The following is a 17,095-nucleotide window of genomic DNA, read 5'->3' on the forward strand; positions in this document are numbered from 1 at the left end:
GCACCATGGTGCAGTCGAGGGGGTCATGGCGGACATCGCCGCCGCCGTTCTCACCCTGGAGAGGCAACGCGGAGCAGGCTCACTGAACAGGGTCGGGGGCGGCAGGTTCACCTCGCCCGGTTCGACTCCCCGTCTTCGACCGGACGCGTGACGCGGCCAGGGGTCCAGCGGCTGAGTGTCGCGCGGACATCGGCCTCGTGATAGGTGGTGCGGCCCGATCGGCTGCGCCGACGCCACTGCTGCTCACTGGCGTGGCGGTACACGCTGCCGGTCGCGATGTTCCACATCTGGGCGATGTCGCCCGCGGAGAGCCAGCGTGCGGCGCGCGCCTCGGCGGCGGTCCCGAGGCCCGTGGCCCCGGGCCTGCGGGCCAGCAAGGTTCCGAGGAGCAGCCATTCCTGGCTCGACCAGCGGTGCGAGGAGTCCACATCGCAGACGATCTCGGTCTGCCGCTGGGACTGGTGGGAGCGGATCAGGGCCGTCAGGCCGCCGGGGCAGTTCACCTCGACACACGTGCCGACGACCACCCGCCGCAGCGGCTCGGGGTCGACGACCCGTCGGGTCCTGCGGACGAGTCGCGCGAACTCCGCGCTGACGTCAGCCGCGGTGGCGTGTGCCGCGAGCCAGTCCGCGTGACGGACGAGCAGGGCCGACAGCAGCGGCACGGTGTCCCCCGGCGTCGGGAGGCCCCTCTCGTCGACGAGCACTCCCGCCCAGGAGCGCAGCAGCTTCAGGATGTCCGAGCGAGCCTCGGCGGCGGCCGTGTTGAAGGGCATGCCCGGCAGCGGGCCGCCGGAGGTGCGCTCGCGCCGCGGGCCCGACTCGTTGAGCCGCCGGCCGCACTCCTCGTGAAGGGCGGGAAGCCGCTTCAGCAGCGTGACGAGGGCGTCCCGGCAGGCGGCGCAGAGCCGCGACCCCGGCGCCGCGCGGCGGGCCGGCCGGCCGTTCTCCTCCCCTTGTCCGCACCCGGAACCGACGCACGTTACAGCTGTCCCCGTCACCCGCATGCTGTCCCCGCTCATCCGCCGCCCCCGGTCCGTTGGAACTACTTGCACGCAGTTCGGTGATATCAGAGAGCACAGGGCGGGCTTCAGGGGTTTGTACAGCGTCTGAAGTAGCGATGTAGCTTCCCTGTCGCTGCGCATGATGCGGTGCAAAAGTTGACGCAGATTTGCATGAGGCCGTCTTGACGCGGTAGTGACCGAGCGAAGAAGATTTCATCTAGCGTCCTTCGAACTGTGTTGATTTCCGGTCGGGGCGCGGGATGCGCGACCGTCGCAATATGACGAATGCAGCGCTTTATCGGGCGAGTCCACGTCATGCGGATGCTGTGGCTTCACAGGCGTGCAGGCGGAGTCGACAGGATTCTCGAATAACTACCGAGGGGCGGAAAATGGACGCTGCGGTGATCGTTGTCGGGGCCGGTCCGGCCGGGCTTGTGCTGGCCGGTGAACTCCGGCTCGCGGGAGTCGAGGTCCTTGTGATCGAGCGACTTGTGGAACGGACCGGGGAATCCCGTGGGCTCGGCTTCACCGCGCGCACTCTGGAGGTTTTCGACCAGCGCGGGCTGCTTTCCCGGTTCGGTGAGATCGAGACCAGTACGCAAGGCCACTTCGGCGGAATTCCGCTGGACTTCAGCCTTCTGGAGGGAACGGGTAAGGCGGCCAAGACGGTGCCGCAGAGCGTGACGGAGGAAAAACTGGAGGAATGGGCCACCGAGTTGGGCGCAGTCATCCGGCGGGGCCACGAACTGCTCTCCCTGGACCAGGACGACGACGGTGTCGCTGTGGAGGTCCGCGGGCCCGACGGCGTCCACACACTGCGCGCCGACTACCTGGTGGGCTGTGACGGAGGCCGCAGCGCGGTACGCAAGGCCGCAGGCTTCGACTTTCCCGGCACCCCGGCGACGCTGGAGATGTTCCTCGCCGACGTGAAGGGCCTCGACCTCGAACCGCGCATGATCGGTGAGAGCCTGCCCGGCGGCATGGTCATGGTCGGCAAGCTGCCGGGCGGAGTCACCCGCATCATCGCCAACGAGTTCGGCACCCCTCCCCGACGGCGTGACACACCTCCTCGCTACGAGGAGGTGGCCGACGTCTGGAAGCGGCTGACCGGCACCGACATCTCGCACGGCGAGCCGCAGTGGGTCAGCTCCTTCGGCGACGCCGCCCGGCAGGTCACCGAGTACCGGCGCGGCCGCGTCCTGCTGGCCGGCGATGCGGCCCACGTCCACCTGCCGGCGGGTGGCCAGGGAATGAACACCAGCGTCCAGGACTCGGTGAACCTCGGCTGGAAGCTGGCCGCCGTCGTCAACGGCTGGGCGGGGCCCGGCCTGCTCGACTCGTACCACAGCGAACGGCACCCCGTCGGCGAGCGGCTTCTGATGAACACCCGGGCCCAGGGGATGCTGCTCCTCAGCGGCCCCGAAGTGCACCCGCTGCGCGAGGTGCTGCGGGAGTTGACCGCGTACGAGGAGGTCAACCGCCATCTCGCCGCGATGGTCAGCGGTCTGGAGATCGGATACGACGTCGGCGGCGGCAGCCACGCCCTGCTGGGAAGGCGCATGCCGCACCTGGCGCTGGTGGGCGAGCACGGCGGGTCCAGCAGCACCGAACTGCTGCGTCCGGCCCGCGGCGTCCTGCTCGACCTGGACGACAACCCGCGGCTGCGGCAGCGGGCGGCCCCGTGGGCGGCCCGGGTGGACATCGTCACGGCGGCCCCCGCCGCGGTACCGGAGGGCAGCGCGCTGCGCGGTACCTCCGCTCTGCTGATCCGCCCCGACGGTCATGTCGCCTGGGCCGCTCCCGGCAGCCACCACGACCTGCCCATGGCTCTGACCCGCTGGTTCGGCCGCCCGCCGGTCGGACGCCGGGTCTGATCCCGCAGCGCCCCCTACGGAACGGAAGAGGGAGAACCATGCACAGCACACTGATCGTCGCCCGGATGGACCCCGCGTCGAGCATCGACGTGGCGGAACTCTTCGGCGAGTTCGACCGCACCGAGATGCCCCACCGCATGGGCACCAGGCGTCGGCAGCTCTTCTCGTATCGCGGACTGTACTTCCACCTGCAGGACTTCGACTCCGACAACGGCGGAGAGCTGATCGAGGAGGCCAAGAGCGACCCGCGCTTCGCGGCGATCAGCCAGGACCTGAAGCCCTTCATCGAAGCGTACGACCCGGCCACCTGGCGTTCCCCGGCCGATGCGATGGCCACCCGCTTCTACAACTGGACGACGTCGTCATAAGGCCGTCCACCGACACGAGGGAGGCCCCAGTGGGGCGCCGGGTAGTAATCACTGGAATCGGGGTGCTGGCGCCGGGCGGTGTCGGCACCAAGAACTTCTGGAAGCTGCTGAGCGAGGGCCGTACGGCGACGCGGGGGATCACCTTCTTCGATCCGTCGCCGTTCCGCTCCAAGGTCGCGGCGGAGATCGACTTCGATGCCGAGATGCATGGACTGAGCCCGCAGGAGATCCGGCGGATGGACCGCGCCGCCCAGTTCGGCGTCGTCACCGCACGCGAGGCGCTCGCGGACAGCGGTCTCGACCTGGCCGGCTTCGACCCGTACCGGACGGGCGTCACCATCGGCAGCGCGGTCGGCGCGACGATGGGGCTCGACGAGGAGTACCGGGTGGTCAGCGACGGCGGGCGGCTCGACCTCGTCGACCACACCTACGCTCCGCGGCACCTGTACGACCACTTCGTGCCGAGTTCCTTCTCGGCCGAGGTGGCCTGGGCCGTCGGGGCCGAAGGTCCCAACACCGTTGTTTCCACCGGCTGTACGTCCGGGATCGACTCGGTGGGGTACGCCGTGGAGCTGATCCGTGAGGGCACCGCCGACGTGATGGTCGCCGGTGCGACGGACGCCCCCATCTCGCCGATCACCATGGCGTGCTTCGACGCGATCAAGGCGACCACGCCGCGCAGCGATGACCCCGCGAGCGCCTCCCGGCCGTTCGACGGCACCCGCAGTGGCTTCGTGCTCGGGGAGGGCTCGGCCGTCTTCGTCCTGGAGGAGCTGACGGCCGCTCGACGGCGCGGCGCCCACATGTACGCCGAGATCGCCGGCTACGCCTCACGCTGCAACGCCTTCCACATGACCGGGCTGCGGCCCGACGGGCGTGAGATGGCCGAGGCGATCAGGGTCGCCCTGGACGAGGCGCGGGTGAACCCGGAGGCCATCGACTACATCAACGCCCACGGCTCGGGAACCAAGCAGAACGACCGGCACGAGACGGCCGCGTTCAAGCTCAGCCTCGGTGAGCACGCCTACCGCACCCCGGTCAGCTCCATCAAGTCGATGGTGGGCCACTCGCTGGGCGCGATCGGCTCCATCGAGATCGCCGCATCCGTCCTGGCCATGGAGAACAACGTGGTACCGCCCACGGCCAACCTCCACACCCCCGACCCGGAGTGCGATCTCGACTACGTGCCGCTCACCGCTCGTGAGAACACCACGGACACGGTCCTGACGGTCGGCAGCGGATTCGGCGGGTTTCAGAGCGCCATGGTGCTGACCCGCGCCGAAAGGAGTACGGAATGAACGCCAGGGTTGTCATCACCGGCATCGGCCTCGCCACCCCCCACGGCCTGGGCCTGGACGACTACTGGTCCGCTACGCGGGTCGGGAAGAACGCGATCGGCCGTGTCACGCGCTTCGACGCGTCCCGGTATCCCGCGAAGCTGGCCGGCGAGATCCAGGACTTCACCGCCCGGGACCACCTGCCCGGCCGACTGATCCCGCAGACGGACCGGATGACCCAGCTCGCTCTGGTCGCCGCCGACCACGCTTTCGCGGACGCCGGGGTCGAGCCGGGAACCATGCCCGAGTTCGACATGGGCGTCGTGACCGCCAGCACGTCGGGCGGGTTCGAGTTCGGCCAGAACGAGCTCAAGAAGCTCTGGAGCCAGGGCAGCCACTACGTCAGCGCGTACCAGTCGTTCGCCTGGTTCTACGCGGTCAACAGCGGTCAGATATCGATCCGCAACGGCATGCGCGGCTACAGCGGGGTGGTGGTCAGCGACCAGGCGGGCGGACTGGACGCGATCGCCCAGGCCCGGCGACAGATCCGCAAGGGGACCAAGCTGATCTGTTCCGGCGGTTTCGACGCGTCGGTCTGCCCGTGGGGCTGGGTGGCGCAGCTCACCAGCGACCGGCTCAGCACCAGCGAGCGCCCCGAGCGGGCCTACCTGCCCTTCGACGCCGAGGCACGCGGCTACGTGCCGGGGGAGGGCGGGGCGCTGCTCATTCTGGAGGACGCCGATGCCGCCCGGGAGCGGGGTGCGGACAGCATCTACGGTGAGATCGCCGGGTACGGCGCGACGTTCGACCCGAAGCCGGGCAGCGGCCGCGAGCCGGGTCTGCGCCGCGCGATCGAGCAGGCGTTGGCCGATGCGGGAGTCGGGCCGGCGGACATCGACGTGGTGTTCGCCGACGCGGCGGGCACCCCCGAGCTGGACCGGACGGAGGCCGACGCGCTCGTCGCGGTCTTCGGTGTCCGTGGAGTCCCGGTCACCGCGCCCAAGACGATGACCGGCCGTCTCTACTCCGGCGCCGCCCCGGTGGACGTCGTCGCCGCGGTGCTGTGCATGAGGGAGGGCCTGATCCCGCCCACCACGAACGTCACGCTCTCCCCCGAGTACGAGATCGACCTGGTCACCGGTCAGCCGCGCGCGGCGGCCACGCGCGCGGCGCTCGTCATCGCCCGCGGTTACGGCGGGTTCAACTCGGCGGTCGTGGTCCGCGCCGCCGGCTGACGACCCGGCAGACAGAACTCGGGGCCGTGCCGCACACCGCTCTCTTCCGGTCCTCATCCACCGTTCGCCAACCCCCATGAAGGGACAGCCATGTCCACGCAGGAATTCACCCTCGTCGATCTCAAGCGCATCCTGCTCGAAGGAGCGGGCGCCGACGAGGGTGTCGACCTCGACAGCGACACCGCCCTCACCACCGACTTCGTGAGCCTCGGCTACGACTCCCTGGCCCTGCTGGAGACCGGCGGCCGCATCGAGCGCGAGTACGGCGTCTCCCTCGACGAGGAGATCTTCGCCAACGGCCTGACCCCGAACGGCCTGCTGACGGCCGTCAACGCGTCGATCCAGGAAGCCGCGGTCGCCTAGGCACACCTGTCCGGAACGTACGCACACCTCTCAGGGAGAAGAGAACCGATGTCTCAGCAGGACCGACGGGTCGCCCTCGTCACCGGTGCAACCAGCGGGATCGGGCTGGCCGTCGCCCGCCTTCTGGCCACCCAGAACCACCGGGTGTTCATCGGCGCGCGCAGCGCCGCGAACGTGGCGGAGACCGTCAAACAGCTGCAGGACGAGGGGCTGGAGGTCGACGGCACCCCGCTCGACGTCCGTTCCGCCGACGACGTGCGCGCCTTCGTGCAGGCCGCTGTCGAGCGTTTCGGCACGGTCGACGTGCTGGTCAACAACGCCGGCCGCAGCGGCGGCGGCGTCACCGCCGACATCGACGACGAGCTGTGGCACGACGTCATCGACACCAACCTCAACAGCGTCTTCCGCATGACCCGCGAGGCGCTCACGACCGGCGGCATGCGGGACAAGCAGCGAGGTCGTGTCATCAACATCGCGTCCACCGCAGGCAAGCAGGGCGTGGTGCTCGGCGCCCCCTACTCGGCCTCCAAGCACGGTGTCGTCGGCTTCACCAAGGCGCTCGGCAACGAACTCGCCCCGTCCGGCATCACCGTCAACGCGGTCTGCCCGGGATACGTCGAGACCCCGATGGCGCAGCGGGTCCGTCAGGGCTACGCCGACGCCTACAGCGTCACGGAGGACGCCATCCTCGAGAAGTTCCAGGCGAAGATCCCGCTCGGCCGCTACTCGACGCCGGAGGAGGTCGCCGGCCTGGTCGGCTACCTGGCCTCCGACACCGCGGCGTCGATCACCTCGCAGGCCCTGAACGTCTGCGGCGGACTCGGCAACTTCTGATCACCCGACGCCCCTCACGACCCCAAGGAAACAGCATGATGACCAAAGAGGTTGAGCACGAGATCACCGTGCAGGCACCCGCGGCCGAGGTCTACCGACTGATCGCCGAGGTGGAGCACTGGCCGCGGATCTTCCCGCCGACGATCCACGTCGACCAGGTCGAGCGGAGCGAGCACGAGGAGCGCATCCGTATCTGGGCCACGGCCAACGACACGGCCAAGGTCTGGACGTCGCGCCGCACTCTCGACCCCCACGGGCTGCTCATCACTTTCCGGCAGGAGGTGCCTGCCCCGCCGGTCGCCGCCATGGGCGGCACCTGGATCATCGAGCCGCTCTCCGCCGACGAGTGCCGGGTCCGCCTGCTGCACGACTACGCCGCGGAGGGGGACGACCCCGAGTCGCTGCGGTGGATCGACGAGGCGGTCGACCGCAACTCACGCTCCGAGCTCGCCGCGTTGAAGACCAACGTCGAACTGGCGCACGCCACCGCCGAGGTGACGTTCTCCTTCGAGGACACGGTGCAGGTCGACGGATCCGCGAAGGACCTGTTCGACTTCATCAACGAGGGCGAGAAGTGGCAGGAGCGGCTGCCCCACGTGGCGAAGGTCGACCTGGAGGAGCTGTCGCCCGGACTGCAGATCCTTGAGATGGACACCCGCACGAAGGACGGCCACACCCACACCACCAAGTCGTATCGGGTGTGCTTCCCGCAGGAGAAGATCGCCTACAAGCAGGTCACCCTTCCGGCGCTGATGACGCTGCACACCGGCCGCTGGACGTTCACCGAGAACGAGGACGGCGTCGCCGCCACGTCGCAGCACACCGTCGTGCTGAACACCGAGAACATCACGAAGTTCCTCGGCGCGGACGCGGGCATCGCCGAGGCCAGGGAGCACGTCCGGTCCGCGCTGAGTGCCAACAGCCGCGCCACCCTGGGCCTCGCCAAGGACTACGCCGAGCGGCGACGCCACTGACCATGGCCGACATACACACCAAGACCCAAGTGGTCGTGGTCGGAGCGGGGCCGGTCGGGCTGATGCTCGCCGGCGAGCTCCGGCTCGGCGGGGCGGACGTGGTGGTCGTGGAGCGTCTGGACACGCCCACCACGGAGTCGCGGGCGTCCACGTTGCACGCCCGCACCATGGAGATCCTCGACAGCCGGGGCCTGCTGGCCGAGCTGGGGACCGTGCCGACCGATGCCATGGGCCACTTCGGCGGTGTCCCGCTCGACCTCACCCTCCCCGGCCCCTGGCCCGGCCAGTGGAAGGTCCCGCAGGCCCGGGTCGAGGAGCTGCTCGGGAACTGGGCGACCGGCCTGGGCGCCGTCGTCCTGCGCGGCCACGAGTTGCGCGGACTGACGGCGGCCCAGGACCACGTCGACGCCGAAGCCGTCGGGCCGGACGGGCCGGTGCGGCTGCGGGCCTCGTACGTCGTCGGATGCGACGGGGAACAGAGCGCGGTGCGGCGCCTCGGTGGCTTCGGGTTCCCCGGCGCCGACGCCGCACGTGAACTGATCCGCGCCGACGTGGCGGGCATCGACATTCCCAACCGCCGGTTCCAGCGACTGGAGCACGGTCTCGCCATCGCCGCGCGGCGCCCTGACGGGGTGACCCGCGTCATGGTGCACGAGTTCGGCCGCGCTCCCGTGCGGCGCACCGGCGAGCCGGACTTCGCCGAGGTGGCCGACGTGTGGAAGCACGTCACCGACGAGGACATCAGCGGCGGGACACCGTTGTGGGTGAATGCCTTCGGCGACGCGTCGCGGCAGGCGGCCCGTTACCGGCAGGGCCGCGTTCTCCTGGCGGGCGATGCCGCCCACCAACAGATGCCGGTCGGCGGGCAGGCGCTGAACCTGGGTCTGCAGGACGCCGTCAACCTCGGCTGGAAACTGGCCGCCCACCTCGGCGGGCGGCAGCCGCAGTCGTTCCTCGACACCTATCACGACGAACGCCACGCGGTGGGGCGTCGGACCCTGACCAACATCAGGGCGCAGGCGTCGCTGCTGCTCGGTGGCGCGGAGGTGGAGAGCGTACGGAAGCTGTTCGGCGAGCTGATCGACCGCGACGCCGGCCGTGCGCACCTGGCCGGAATGATCACCGGACTCGACGTCCGCCATGACGTCGGACCGGGCGGCGACCGCCTCCTCGGAGCGCGCGTTCCGCACGCGGAACTGACCTGCGGGCAGGGCGCGGTCACCACCACCGCGCTGTTGCGCGAAGGGCGCGGCGTGCTGCTCGATCTGTCGCAGGATGTCGCCGCCGCGTGGCGGCTGCGCACCGCGGCGGGCCCCTGGGCCCCGGTGGTCGACACGGTCAGCGCGGCCCTCGTGTCGCAGGAGGGTCCGCTGGCGGGCGTCGAAGCCGTACTCGTACGTCCGGACGGGCACATCGTGTGGAGCGGACGTGGCGGTGAGGACGGCCTCGGGGCGGCGCTGCGCCGCTGGTTCGGCGCTCGGCGGGGAGAGGGCTCGGCCGTGGGCGGGGGCTGTCTCTCCGGGCGGACGGCACTGGTCACCCACGCGGGCCGCGGCCCCGGCCGGGCGGCCGCAGTCCGCCTCGCGCGGGAGGGGGCCCTCGTCGCGGTGCATCACGCGTCGGACCGGGAGGCGGCCGCCGAGACCGTGGCCGCGGTGGAGCGGGACGGCGGCCGCGCCTTCACGATCGGTGCCGGTCTGGCCGGGTACGACGATGTTCACCGCCTCTTCACCTGCCTGGAGGAGGCGCTCACGGAGCGCACCGGCGGGGCAGGCCTGGACGTCCTGGTCGACAGCTCCGGTGCGTGGAGCGGGCCCGGCCCGGGGGACGCCGCACCGGAGGATTTCGACCGCCTGGTCGCCGTCAACGTCAAGGCGCCGTTCTTCCTCGTCCAGCGAAGCCTGCGGAACATGCGGGAGGGGGGCCGCGTCATCGCCGTCTGCGGCGGTTCCTTCGAGCCCCACGACCGGCGGGCCCTCGCGCACGCGGTCAACCGGGGTGTGCGCGAGACGCTGGTCCGGCACTACGCCCCCGCACTGGCGCGGCGAGGCATCACCGTGAACACCCTGGTGACCGACGCGGAGTCGGGCGGCGCCGAGGGTGTCGTACTCCAGGAACTGGCCGAGCGGACGGCGCGAGTCCCCGCCGGCGAACGGTTCGGCGAGGCGGTGGCCTTCCTCGCCGGTGACGACGCGGGCGGAGTCACCGGCGCCGTCGTCCGTGTGGAACCCGGTCCCGGCGGCCCGTGAGCCGCTGCGCGTCTCTCGGCAGGCACCGACATCCGACCATCAGCGAAAGGACACTTCACCCCATGTCATATGCACCTCTCCGCCTCGCGGTGATCGTCAGTAGCAACCGCGAGGGTCGCTTCGGCCCCGTCGTCGGCGACTGGTTCGCGGGCGAGGCCCGCCAACGCGACGACGTCGTGGTCGACGTGATCGACCTCGCGGACCACGAGCTGCCCACCTCGCTGTCGCGCGAGCCGAGCCCGGAAGTCGCCGAGGCGCTGGCGAGGATCTCGCCGCGCCTGGCGCAGGCGGACATGTTCGTCGTGGTGACGCCGGAGTACAACCACAGTTTCCCGGCCTCGCTGAAGAACGTGCTCGACTGGCACCACACGGAGTGGCAGGCCAAGCCCGTCGGTTTCGTGTCGTACGGCGGGCTGTCGGGCGGACTGCGGGCGGTTGAACAACTGCGTCCGGTCTTCGCCGAGCTGCACGCGGTGACGGTGCGGGATGCCGTCAGCTTCCACATGGCGTGGGAGCGGTTCGGCGAGGACGGCGCCCCGCGGGACGAAGGTTCCGTCGCTGCGGCGAAGGTTCTGCTCGATCAGCTCGGATGGTGGGGCCATGCCCTGCGCGAGGCGCGCGCGAAGACCCCGTACGGCAGCTGACCGGCCCCCGGCGGCTGCGGCACCCGGCCGGCACGGCGTCGGGCGCCGTCCCCCTGAGCACCGACCTGTCCATGGAGGGGCACCACCATGTCCGTAGTTGAAGACGCTCCCACCGCCGTACAGGCGCGGCTCGACGAGCTGCGACACCTCAGGGAACTGGCCCGGGACGGCGCCGATCCCGCTGCGACCGGGCGTCAGCAGGCCAAGGGCAAGCTGACCGTGCGTGAGCGCATCGATCTGCTGCTCGACCCTGGCTCGTTCCACGAGGTGGAACAGCTGCGCCGGCACCGGGCGACCAGTCTCGGCATGGCGGCGAAGAAGCCGTACACCGACGGCGTCGTGACCGGGTGGGGCACCGTGCACGGCCGTACGGTCTTCGTGTACGCCCACGACTTCCGGATCTTCGGCGGCGCGCTGGGCGAGGCCCACGCCGAGAAGATCCACAAGATCATGGACATGGCGCTGGCGGCCGGCGCCCCGCTCGTCTCCCTCAACGACGGCGCAGGCGCCCGCATCCAGGAGGGGGTCACCGCGCTCGCCGGCTACGGCGGCATCTTCCACCGCAACACGAAGGCGTCCGGGGTCATCCCTCAGATCAGCGTGATGCTCGGCCCCTGCGCGGGCGGCGCCGCCTACTCTCCCGCCCTGACCGACTTCGTGTTCATGGTCCGCGACACCTCGCAGATGTTCATCACCGGACCCGATGTCGTACGCGCCGTCACCGGCGAGGAGATATCCCAGAACGGGCTCGGCGGCGCCGACGTCCACGCGAGCAGCTCCGGGGTCGCGGCCTTCGCGTACGACACCGAGGAGGCATGCCTGGAGGAAGTCCGCTTCCTGCTGTCCCTGCTGCCGCTCAACAACCGTGAGCTCGCCCCCGTCGAAACGTCCGACGACCCGGCTGACCGGCCGACCGACGCGCTGCTCGACCTGGTCCCGGCGCACCCCGGCCACTCCTACGACATCCGCGCGGTGATCGAGGAGGTCGTCGACCACGGCGAATACTTCGAGGTCCACGCGGACTGGGCGCGCAACCTCGTCTGCGCGTTCGCCCGGCTGGACGGACACGTGGTGGGCATCGTCGCCAACCAGCCGGCCGCCTCGGCCGGGGTCCTCGACATCGACGCCTCCGAGAAGGGCGCCCGCTTCGTCCAGTTCTGCGATGCCTTCAACATTCCGATCCTCACGCTGGTCGACGTACCCGGCTTCCTGCCGGGCGTGGACCAGGAGCACAACGGGATCATCCGACGGGGCGCCAAGCTGCTGTACGCCTACTGCAACGCGACGGTGCCCCGGATCTCGCTCGTGCTCCGCAAGGCGTACGGCGGCGCCTACATCGTCATGGACTCCCGCTCGATCGGCGCCGACCTGGCCTTCGCCTGGCCCACGAACGAGATCGCCGTGATGGGCGCGGAAGGCGCGGCCAACGTCATCTTCCGCCGCGAGATCAACGCCTCGGACGACCCCGAGGGCGTACGGCAGCAGCGGATCAAGGAGTACAAGGCCGAACTCATGCACCCCTACTACGCCGCGGAGCGCGGCCTGGTCGACGACGTCATCGACCCGGGCGACACGCGCCGGGTCCTGATCGGGTCCCTGGCCATGCTGCGCGCCAAGCACGCGGACCTGCCGTCGCGCAAGCACGGCAACCCCCCGCAGTGACGGGCCGGGACGGGGCGGCCGGGGAGGCCGCCGGCGGGGACGGCACACGGCCGGCTCACGCCGCCCGGAGGGAATCCGTGTGACTCAGGGGATCTGAAGAAGCACGCCAGGTCCTTGCCAATGTCAGCCTTCGGTCAATTTCCTTGCCGCCCGCCGACGCGTCGAAGAAGCTATTGCCAACGCTCTTGAGCGGTGCCCGAAGGCTGCTGCGGCAGCATGCTCCGCATGCGCCGGCACGCGCACCGAGACGACGTGCTCCGGTATCCCCGGCCCTTTTGTTCTCCCGCAGTCGACCCCGCTGACCTGCGATCGGCGGCCGGTCGCTGCCCGCGATGCAGCGAGCACGCAGAAATGCCTCATTCCTCGTGAGCAAAGGAAACAACGTGAAGGCTCTCGTCCTGTCGGGCGGATCGGGTACCCGACTCCGGCCGTTCAGCTATTCGATGCCCAAACAGCTCATACCGATCGCCAATAAACCGGTCCTGGAACACGTCCTGGAGAATGTCAAAGAGCTGGGTGTGACGGAGATCGGCGTCGTCGTCGGAGGCCGGCTCTCCCAGATCCAGACGGTGTTCGGAGATGGCAGCGACCTCGGCGTGCGCATCACCTACATCGAGCAGGAGGCGCCCCTCGGCCTGGCCCACTGCGTGTCGCTCGCCCGGCCCTTCCTCGCCGACGACGACTTCGTGATGTACCTGGGCGACAACATGCTGCCCGAGGGCGTCAAGCCGATCGCCGAGGAGTTCACGGCGGACCGCCCCGACGCGCAGGTGGTTGTCCACAAGGTCGCCGATCCCCGTGCCTTCGGGGTCGCGGAGCTGGACGCCGAGGGCGGCGTCGAGCGCCTGGTGGAGAAGCCGCAGCAGCCGCGCAGCGACCTCGCGCTGATCGGCGTCTACTTCTTCACCTCGGCGATCCACGAGGCGGTCGCGGCCATCGAGCCCAGCGCACGCGGCGAGCTGGAGATCACGGACGCCATCCAATGGCTCGTCACGCACGGCCGTGACGTCAGGGCCAGCGTGTACGACGGCTACTGGAAGGACACGGGCCGCGTCGACGACGTCCTGGAATGCAACCGCGAGCTGCTGGACGGCCTGCGACCGTCCGTCGACGGCGAGGTCGACGCGGTCAGCACACTGATCGGCCGGGTCGTCGTCGAGCGCGGCGCCCGCGTCATCGGCTCCCGCATCGAGGGCCCGGCGATCATCGGGGCCGGCACGGTCGTGACCGACAGCCGCATCGGGCCTTACACGTCCATCGGCAAGGACTGCGTGCTCACCGACACCGACATCGAGTACTCCATCGCCCTGGACGGCGCCACTGTCTCCGAGGTGCGCGGACTGCGCAGCTCGATCATCGGCCGCTTCGCCTCCGTCGGGCCGGCCGGCCAGGACACCCCCCACCACCGGCTCGTCGTCGGTGACCACACACGAGTCGAGGTAGCGGCGTGAAGAAGATCCTGGTCACCGGCGGCGCGGGCTTCATCGGCTCGCACTATGTGCGCACGCTCCTGGATGACGGCTATGCGGACTGGAAGGGTGCGCACGTCACTGTCCTGGACAAGCTGACCTATGCCGGGAACCGCGACAACCTCCCGGGGACACACCCGCGCTTGACCTTCGTCCGGGGCGACATCTGCGACAACGACCTGCTGCGCCGGGTGCTTCCCGGGCACGACGCCGTGGTCCACTTCGCGGCGGAGTCACACGTGGACCGCTCACTGGAATCGGCCGAGGAGTTCGTCCGCACGAATGTGACGGGCACCCAGCGGCTGCTGGACGCGGTCCTCGCCACCCGTGTGCCGCGAGTGGTCCACGTCTCCACCGACGAGGTCTACGGCTCCATCGAGGAGGGCTCCTGGACGGAGGAGTGGCCGCTGGCCCCCAACTCTCCGTACTCCGCGTCCAAGGCGGCCTCCGATCTCCTGGCGCGGTCGTACTGGCGCACCCATGGCCTTGACCTCTCCATCACTCGGTGCTCCAACAACTACGGCCCCTACCAGCACCCCGAGAAGTTCATCCCGCTGTTCGTCACGAACCTGCTGGAGGGCCAGAGGGTGCCGCTGTACGGCGACGGTCGCAACATCCGCGAGTGGCTCCACGTGGACGACCACTGCCGCGCGATCGACCTGGTACTGAACAAGGGCGGGGCCGGAGAGATCTACAACGTCGGCGGCGGCAACGAGCAGACCAACAGGGCGGTCACCGAGCGGCTCCTCCAGCTGACCGGATCGGACGAGTCCAAGGTGCGCCGGGTCGCCGACCGCAAGGCGCACGACCTGCGCTACTCCCTCGACGAGACGAAGATCCGCGAGGAGCTCGGCTACGCCCCCCGGGTCCCCTTCGAACAGGGCCTGGCCGACACCGTCGACTGGTATCGCGACAACCCCGCCTGGTGGAAGGGCACCAAGTACGGCGGTGGGGCGCAGGCCTGACGGTCCCCCCGCACCCGCGGGCGCTGCCGCCCGCGACGCCCAGCCGGCGCCGCACGGCCCGGCTGTGAACCGCCGCAACCACGGAGGAATGAATGAGCGTGCACAGGGACCGCGTGCTGGACGCGGTCCGGAAGTACCACGTGGACAGTGAGGGCGAAGGGCCGTTCGTCTCCGGGGTCACCGAGATCTGGCCGTCGGGGGCGGTACTCGACGTGGAGGACCGGGTGGCTCTGGTGGCCGCCGCTCTTGAGATGCGGATCGCCGCAGGGCCCAGTTCCCGCAGGTTCGAGTCGGCCTTCGCGCGGAAGATGAAACTGCGCAAGGCCCATCTGACGAACTCCGGCTCCTCGGCGAACCTCCTGGCGACCGCGGCGCTGACCTCGCCCCTGCTGGAGGAGCGCCGGCTGCAGCCCGGCGACGAGGTGATCACCGTCGCGGCGGGCTTCCCCACGACGGTCAACCCGATCCTGCAGAACGGCCTGATGCCGGTCTTCGTCGACGTCGAACTCGGCACCTACAACACCACGGCCGACCGGGTCGCGCAGGCCATCGGCCCGAAGACGCGGGCGATCATCATCGCGCACGCCCTGGGCAACCCGTTCGAGGTCGCGGAGATCGCCCAGCTGGCGGCCGACCACGAGCTGTTCCTCATCGAGGACAACTGCGATGCGGTCGGCTCCACCTACGACGGGAAACTCACCGGCACCTTCGGTGACATGTCCACCGTCAGCTTCTACCCCGCCCACCACCTCACCATGGGCGAGGGCGGCTGCGTACTGACGGCCAACCTGGCGCTGGCCCGCATCGTGGAGTCGCTGCGCGACTGGGGCCGCGACTGCTGGTGCGAGCCGGGCGAGAGCAACAAGTGCCTCAAGCGGTTCGACTACCAGATGGGCACGCTGCCCGACGGCTACGACCACAAGTACATCTTCTCCCACGTCGGCTACAACCTGAAGGCGACCGACCTGCAGGCCGCGCTCGGCCTGACGCAGCTGGCCAAGCTGGACGGGTTCGTCGCCGCCCGCAAGCGCAATTGGCGCCGGCTCCGCGACGGTCTGGAAGGCGTCCCCCACCTTCTGCTGCCACAGGCCACCCCGCGCAGCGATCCCAGCTGGTTCGGGTTCGTCCTCACCGTGGCCCCGGACGCGCCGTTCAAGCGGGCCGAGCTGGTGGAGTTCCTGGAGAGCCGGAAGATCGGCACCCGGAGGCTGTTCGCCGGCAACCTCACCCGCCACCCCGCCTACATCGACCGGCCGCACCGCGTCGTGGGCACCCTCGCCAACAGCGACGTCATCGCCGAGCACACTTTCTGGGTCGGCGTGTACCCCGGCCTGACCGACGAGATGCTGGACTATGTGGTCGCCTCTGTCCGGGAATTCGTGGAGGCCCGCGGATGACCATGGAGATCGTGGGCAACGGATTCCTCGCCAACAACCTGCGGCCGATCGCTCACCGGCACCCGGACACGGTCGCCCTGGCGGCCGGCGTCTCCTGGGCGAGCGGAACCTCGGACGCCGACTTCGCCAGGGAGGCGGCCCTGTTGGCCGAAGTGGCCGACCGGTGCCGTGCCACCGGGCGTCGGCTGCTGTTCTTCTCCACCGCCGCCACCGGTATGTACGGCGCGGTCGACGGGCCCGGCCGGGAGGACAGCGCCATCACCTCCTGCACCCCGTACGGCGCGCACAAGCTCGCGCTGGAGCGGCAGCTGCAGGACTCCGGCGCCCCTCACCTGATCCTGCGCCTGGGGCATCTCGTCGGCCGCGGGCAGCCCTCGCACCAGCTCATACCGGCCCTCATCCGGCAGATGCGCGAGGGCGTCGTCCGCATCCAGCGCGACGCGGCCCGCGACCTGATCGACGTACGGGACGTGATCACCATCATCGATCTGCTGCTCGGGCAGGGCCTGCACGGTGAGATCGTCAACGTGGCGTCCGGCGCTGCCGTTCCGGTGGAGCGGATCGTCGACCACCTGGAGGATCGGCTGGGGCTGTCGATCCAGCGCCGCTACCAGGACGAGGGCGCCCACCACGTCATCTCCATCGAGAAGCTGTGCGCCCTGGTGCCGCAGACGGCGGCGATGGGCTTCGGTCCCGACTACTACCGGCCGGTCCTCGACGCCTTCATCGAAGCGACCGCTTCCGCCCCGGCGGCCTGAACGCCACCCACCGAACTCCCAG

The 17,095-nt window shown here is 70.1% G+C and carries 15 protein-coding genes; 14 read left to right on the plus strand and 1 reads right to left on the minus strand.

What is annotated here, in order from left to right; translation table 11 throughout:
- Nucleotides 1-107: 107 nt before the first annotated feature.
- Nucleotides 108-1,022 (minus strand): hypothetical protein, encoded by a 915-nt coding sequence (locus tag D3105_RS03435; RefSeq protein ID WP_123947562.1) that lies wholly within the window; start codon nt 1,020-1,022, stop codon nt 108-110.
- A 371-nt stretch (nt 1,023-1,393) separates the two neighbouring features.
- On the opposite strand from D3105_RS03435, the gene D3105_RS03440 reads away from it, so the two are divergent.
- From D3105_RS03440 to D3105_RS03505, 14 genes are all read left to right on the plus strand, one after another.
- Nucleotides 1,394-2,878, plus strand: a complete 1,485-nt coding sequence (locus tag D3105_RS03440) for an FAD-dependent monooxygenase (protein WP_118899846.1) — start codon at nt 1,394-1,396, stop codon at nt 2,876-2,878.
- 38 nt (nt 2,879-2,916) lie between these two features.
- Nucleotides 2,917-3,246 (plus strand): TcmI family type II polyketide cyclase, encoded by a 330-nt coding sequence (locus D3105_RS03445; RefSeq protein ID WP_118899851.1) that lies wholly within the window; start codon nt 2,917-2,919, stop codon nt 3,244-3,246.
- 29 nt (nt 3,247-3,275) lie between these two features.
- A complete protein-coding gene (locus D3105_RS03450; protein WP_118899853.1) occupies nt 3,276-4,544 on the plus strand; it encodes a beta-ketoacyl-[acyl-carrier-protein] synthase family protein in 1,269 nt (422 codons plus the stop codon).
- The gene (locus tag D3105_RS03455; protein WP_118899856.1) at nt 4,541-5,758 is read left to right on the plus strand and encodes a ketosynthase chain-length factor; all 1,218 of its coding nucleotides are present in this window, start codon (nt 4,541-4,543) and stop codon (nt 5,756-5,758) included. The genes D3105_RS03450 and D3105_RS03455 overlap by 4 nt, the downstream gene beginning before the upstream one ends.
- Before the next feature lie 90 nt (nt 5,759-5,848).
- Nucleotides 5,849-6,121 carry an acyl carrier protein gene (locus tag D3105_RS03460; RefSeq protein WP_118899858.1) on the plus strand — a complete coding sequence of 91 codons (273 nt, stop codon included), beginning with the start codon at nt 5,849-5,851 and terminating at the stop codon, nt 6,119-6,121.
- A gap of 48 nt (nt 6,122-6,169) precedes the next feature.
- Nucleotides 6,170-6,955 (plus strand): 3-oxoacyl-ACP reductase FabG, encoded by a 786-nt coding sequence (gene fabG / locus D3105_RS03465; protein ID WP_118899860.1) that lies wholly within the window; start codon nt 6,170-6,172, stop codon nt 6,953-6,955.
- Between the two features lie 35 nt (nt 6,956-6,990).
- The gene (locus D3105_RS03470; RefSeq protein ID WP_240646783.1) at nt 6,991-7,929 is read left to right on the plus strand and encodes an aromatase/cyclase; all 939 of its coding nucleotides are present in this window, start codon (nt 6,991-6,993) and stop codon (nt 7,927-7,929) included.
- 2 nt (nt 7,930-7,931) lie between these two features.
- Nucleotides 7,932-10,178, plus strand: coding sequence for an SDR family oxidoreductase (locus D3105_RS03475; RefSeq protein ID WP_118899862.1), 2,247 nt, complete (start codon nt 7,932-7,934; stop codon nt 10,176-10,178).
- Nucleotides 10,179-10,240: 62 nt separating this feature from the next.
- Nucleotides 10,241-10,822 (plus strand): NADPH-dependent FMN reductase, encoded by a 582-nt coding sequence (locus D3105_RS03480; protein ID WP_118899864.1) that lies wholly within the window; start codon nt 10,241-10,243, stop codon nt 10,820-10,822.
- 87 nt (nt 10,823-10,909) lie between these two features.
- Nucleotides 10,910-12,484 carry an acyl-CoA carboxylase subunit beta gene (locus D3105_RS03485; RefSeq protein WP_118899866.1) on the plus strand — a complete coding sequence of 525 codons (1,575 nt, stop codon included), beginning with the start codon at nt 10,910-10,912 and terminating at the stop codon, nt 12,482-12,484.
- A gap of 383 nt (nt 12,485-12,867) precedes the next feature.
- Entirely contained in the window at nt 12,868-13,935 is a 1,068-nt protein-coding gene (locus tag D3105_RS03490; protein WP_118899868.1) for a glucose-1-phosphate thymidylyltransferase, read from the plus strand.
- Entirely contained in the window at nt 13,932-14,918 is a 987-nt protein-coding gene (gene rfbB, locus D3105_RS03495) for a dTDP-glucose 4,6-dehydratase (protein WP_118899870.1), read from the plus strand. The genes D3105_RS03490 and rfbB overlap by 4 nt, the downstream gene beginning before the upstream one ends.
- A gap of 92 nt (nt 14,919-15,010) precedes the next feature.
- Complete coding sequence (rfbH, locus tag D3105_RS03500) at nt 15,011-16,315, plus strand: lipopolysaccharide biosynthesis protein RfbH (protein WP_118899872.1); 1,305 nt, start codon at nt 15,011-15,013, stop codon at nt 16,313-16,315.
- Nucleotides 16,312-17,073 carry an NAD-dependent epimerase/dehydratase family protein gene (locus tag D3105_RS03505; RefSeq protein ID WP_240646784.1) on the plus strand — a complete coding sequence of 254 codons (762 nt, stop codon included), beginning with the start codon at nt 16,312-16,314 and terminating at the stop codon, nt 17,071-17,073. The genes rfbH and D3105_RS03505 overlap by 4 nt, the downstream gene beginning before the upstream one ends.
- Nucleotides 17,074-17,095: the final 22 nt, after the last annotated feature.

Source organism: Streptomyces globisporus, from assembly GCF_003501885.1.
In the GTDB taxonomy this organism is placed as follows: domain Bacteria; phylum Actinomycetota; class Actinomycetes; order Streptomycetales; family Streptomycetaceae; genus Streptomyces; species Streptomyces globisporus_D.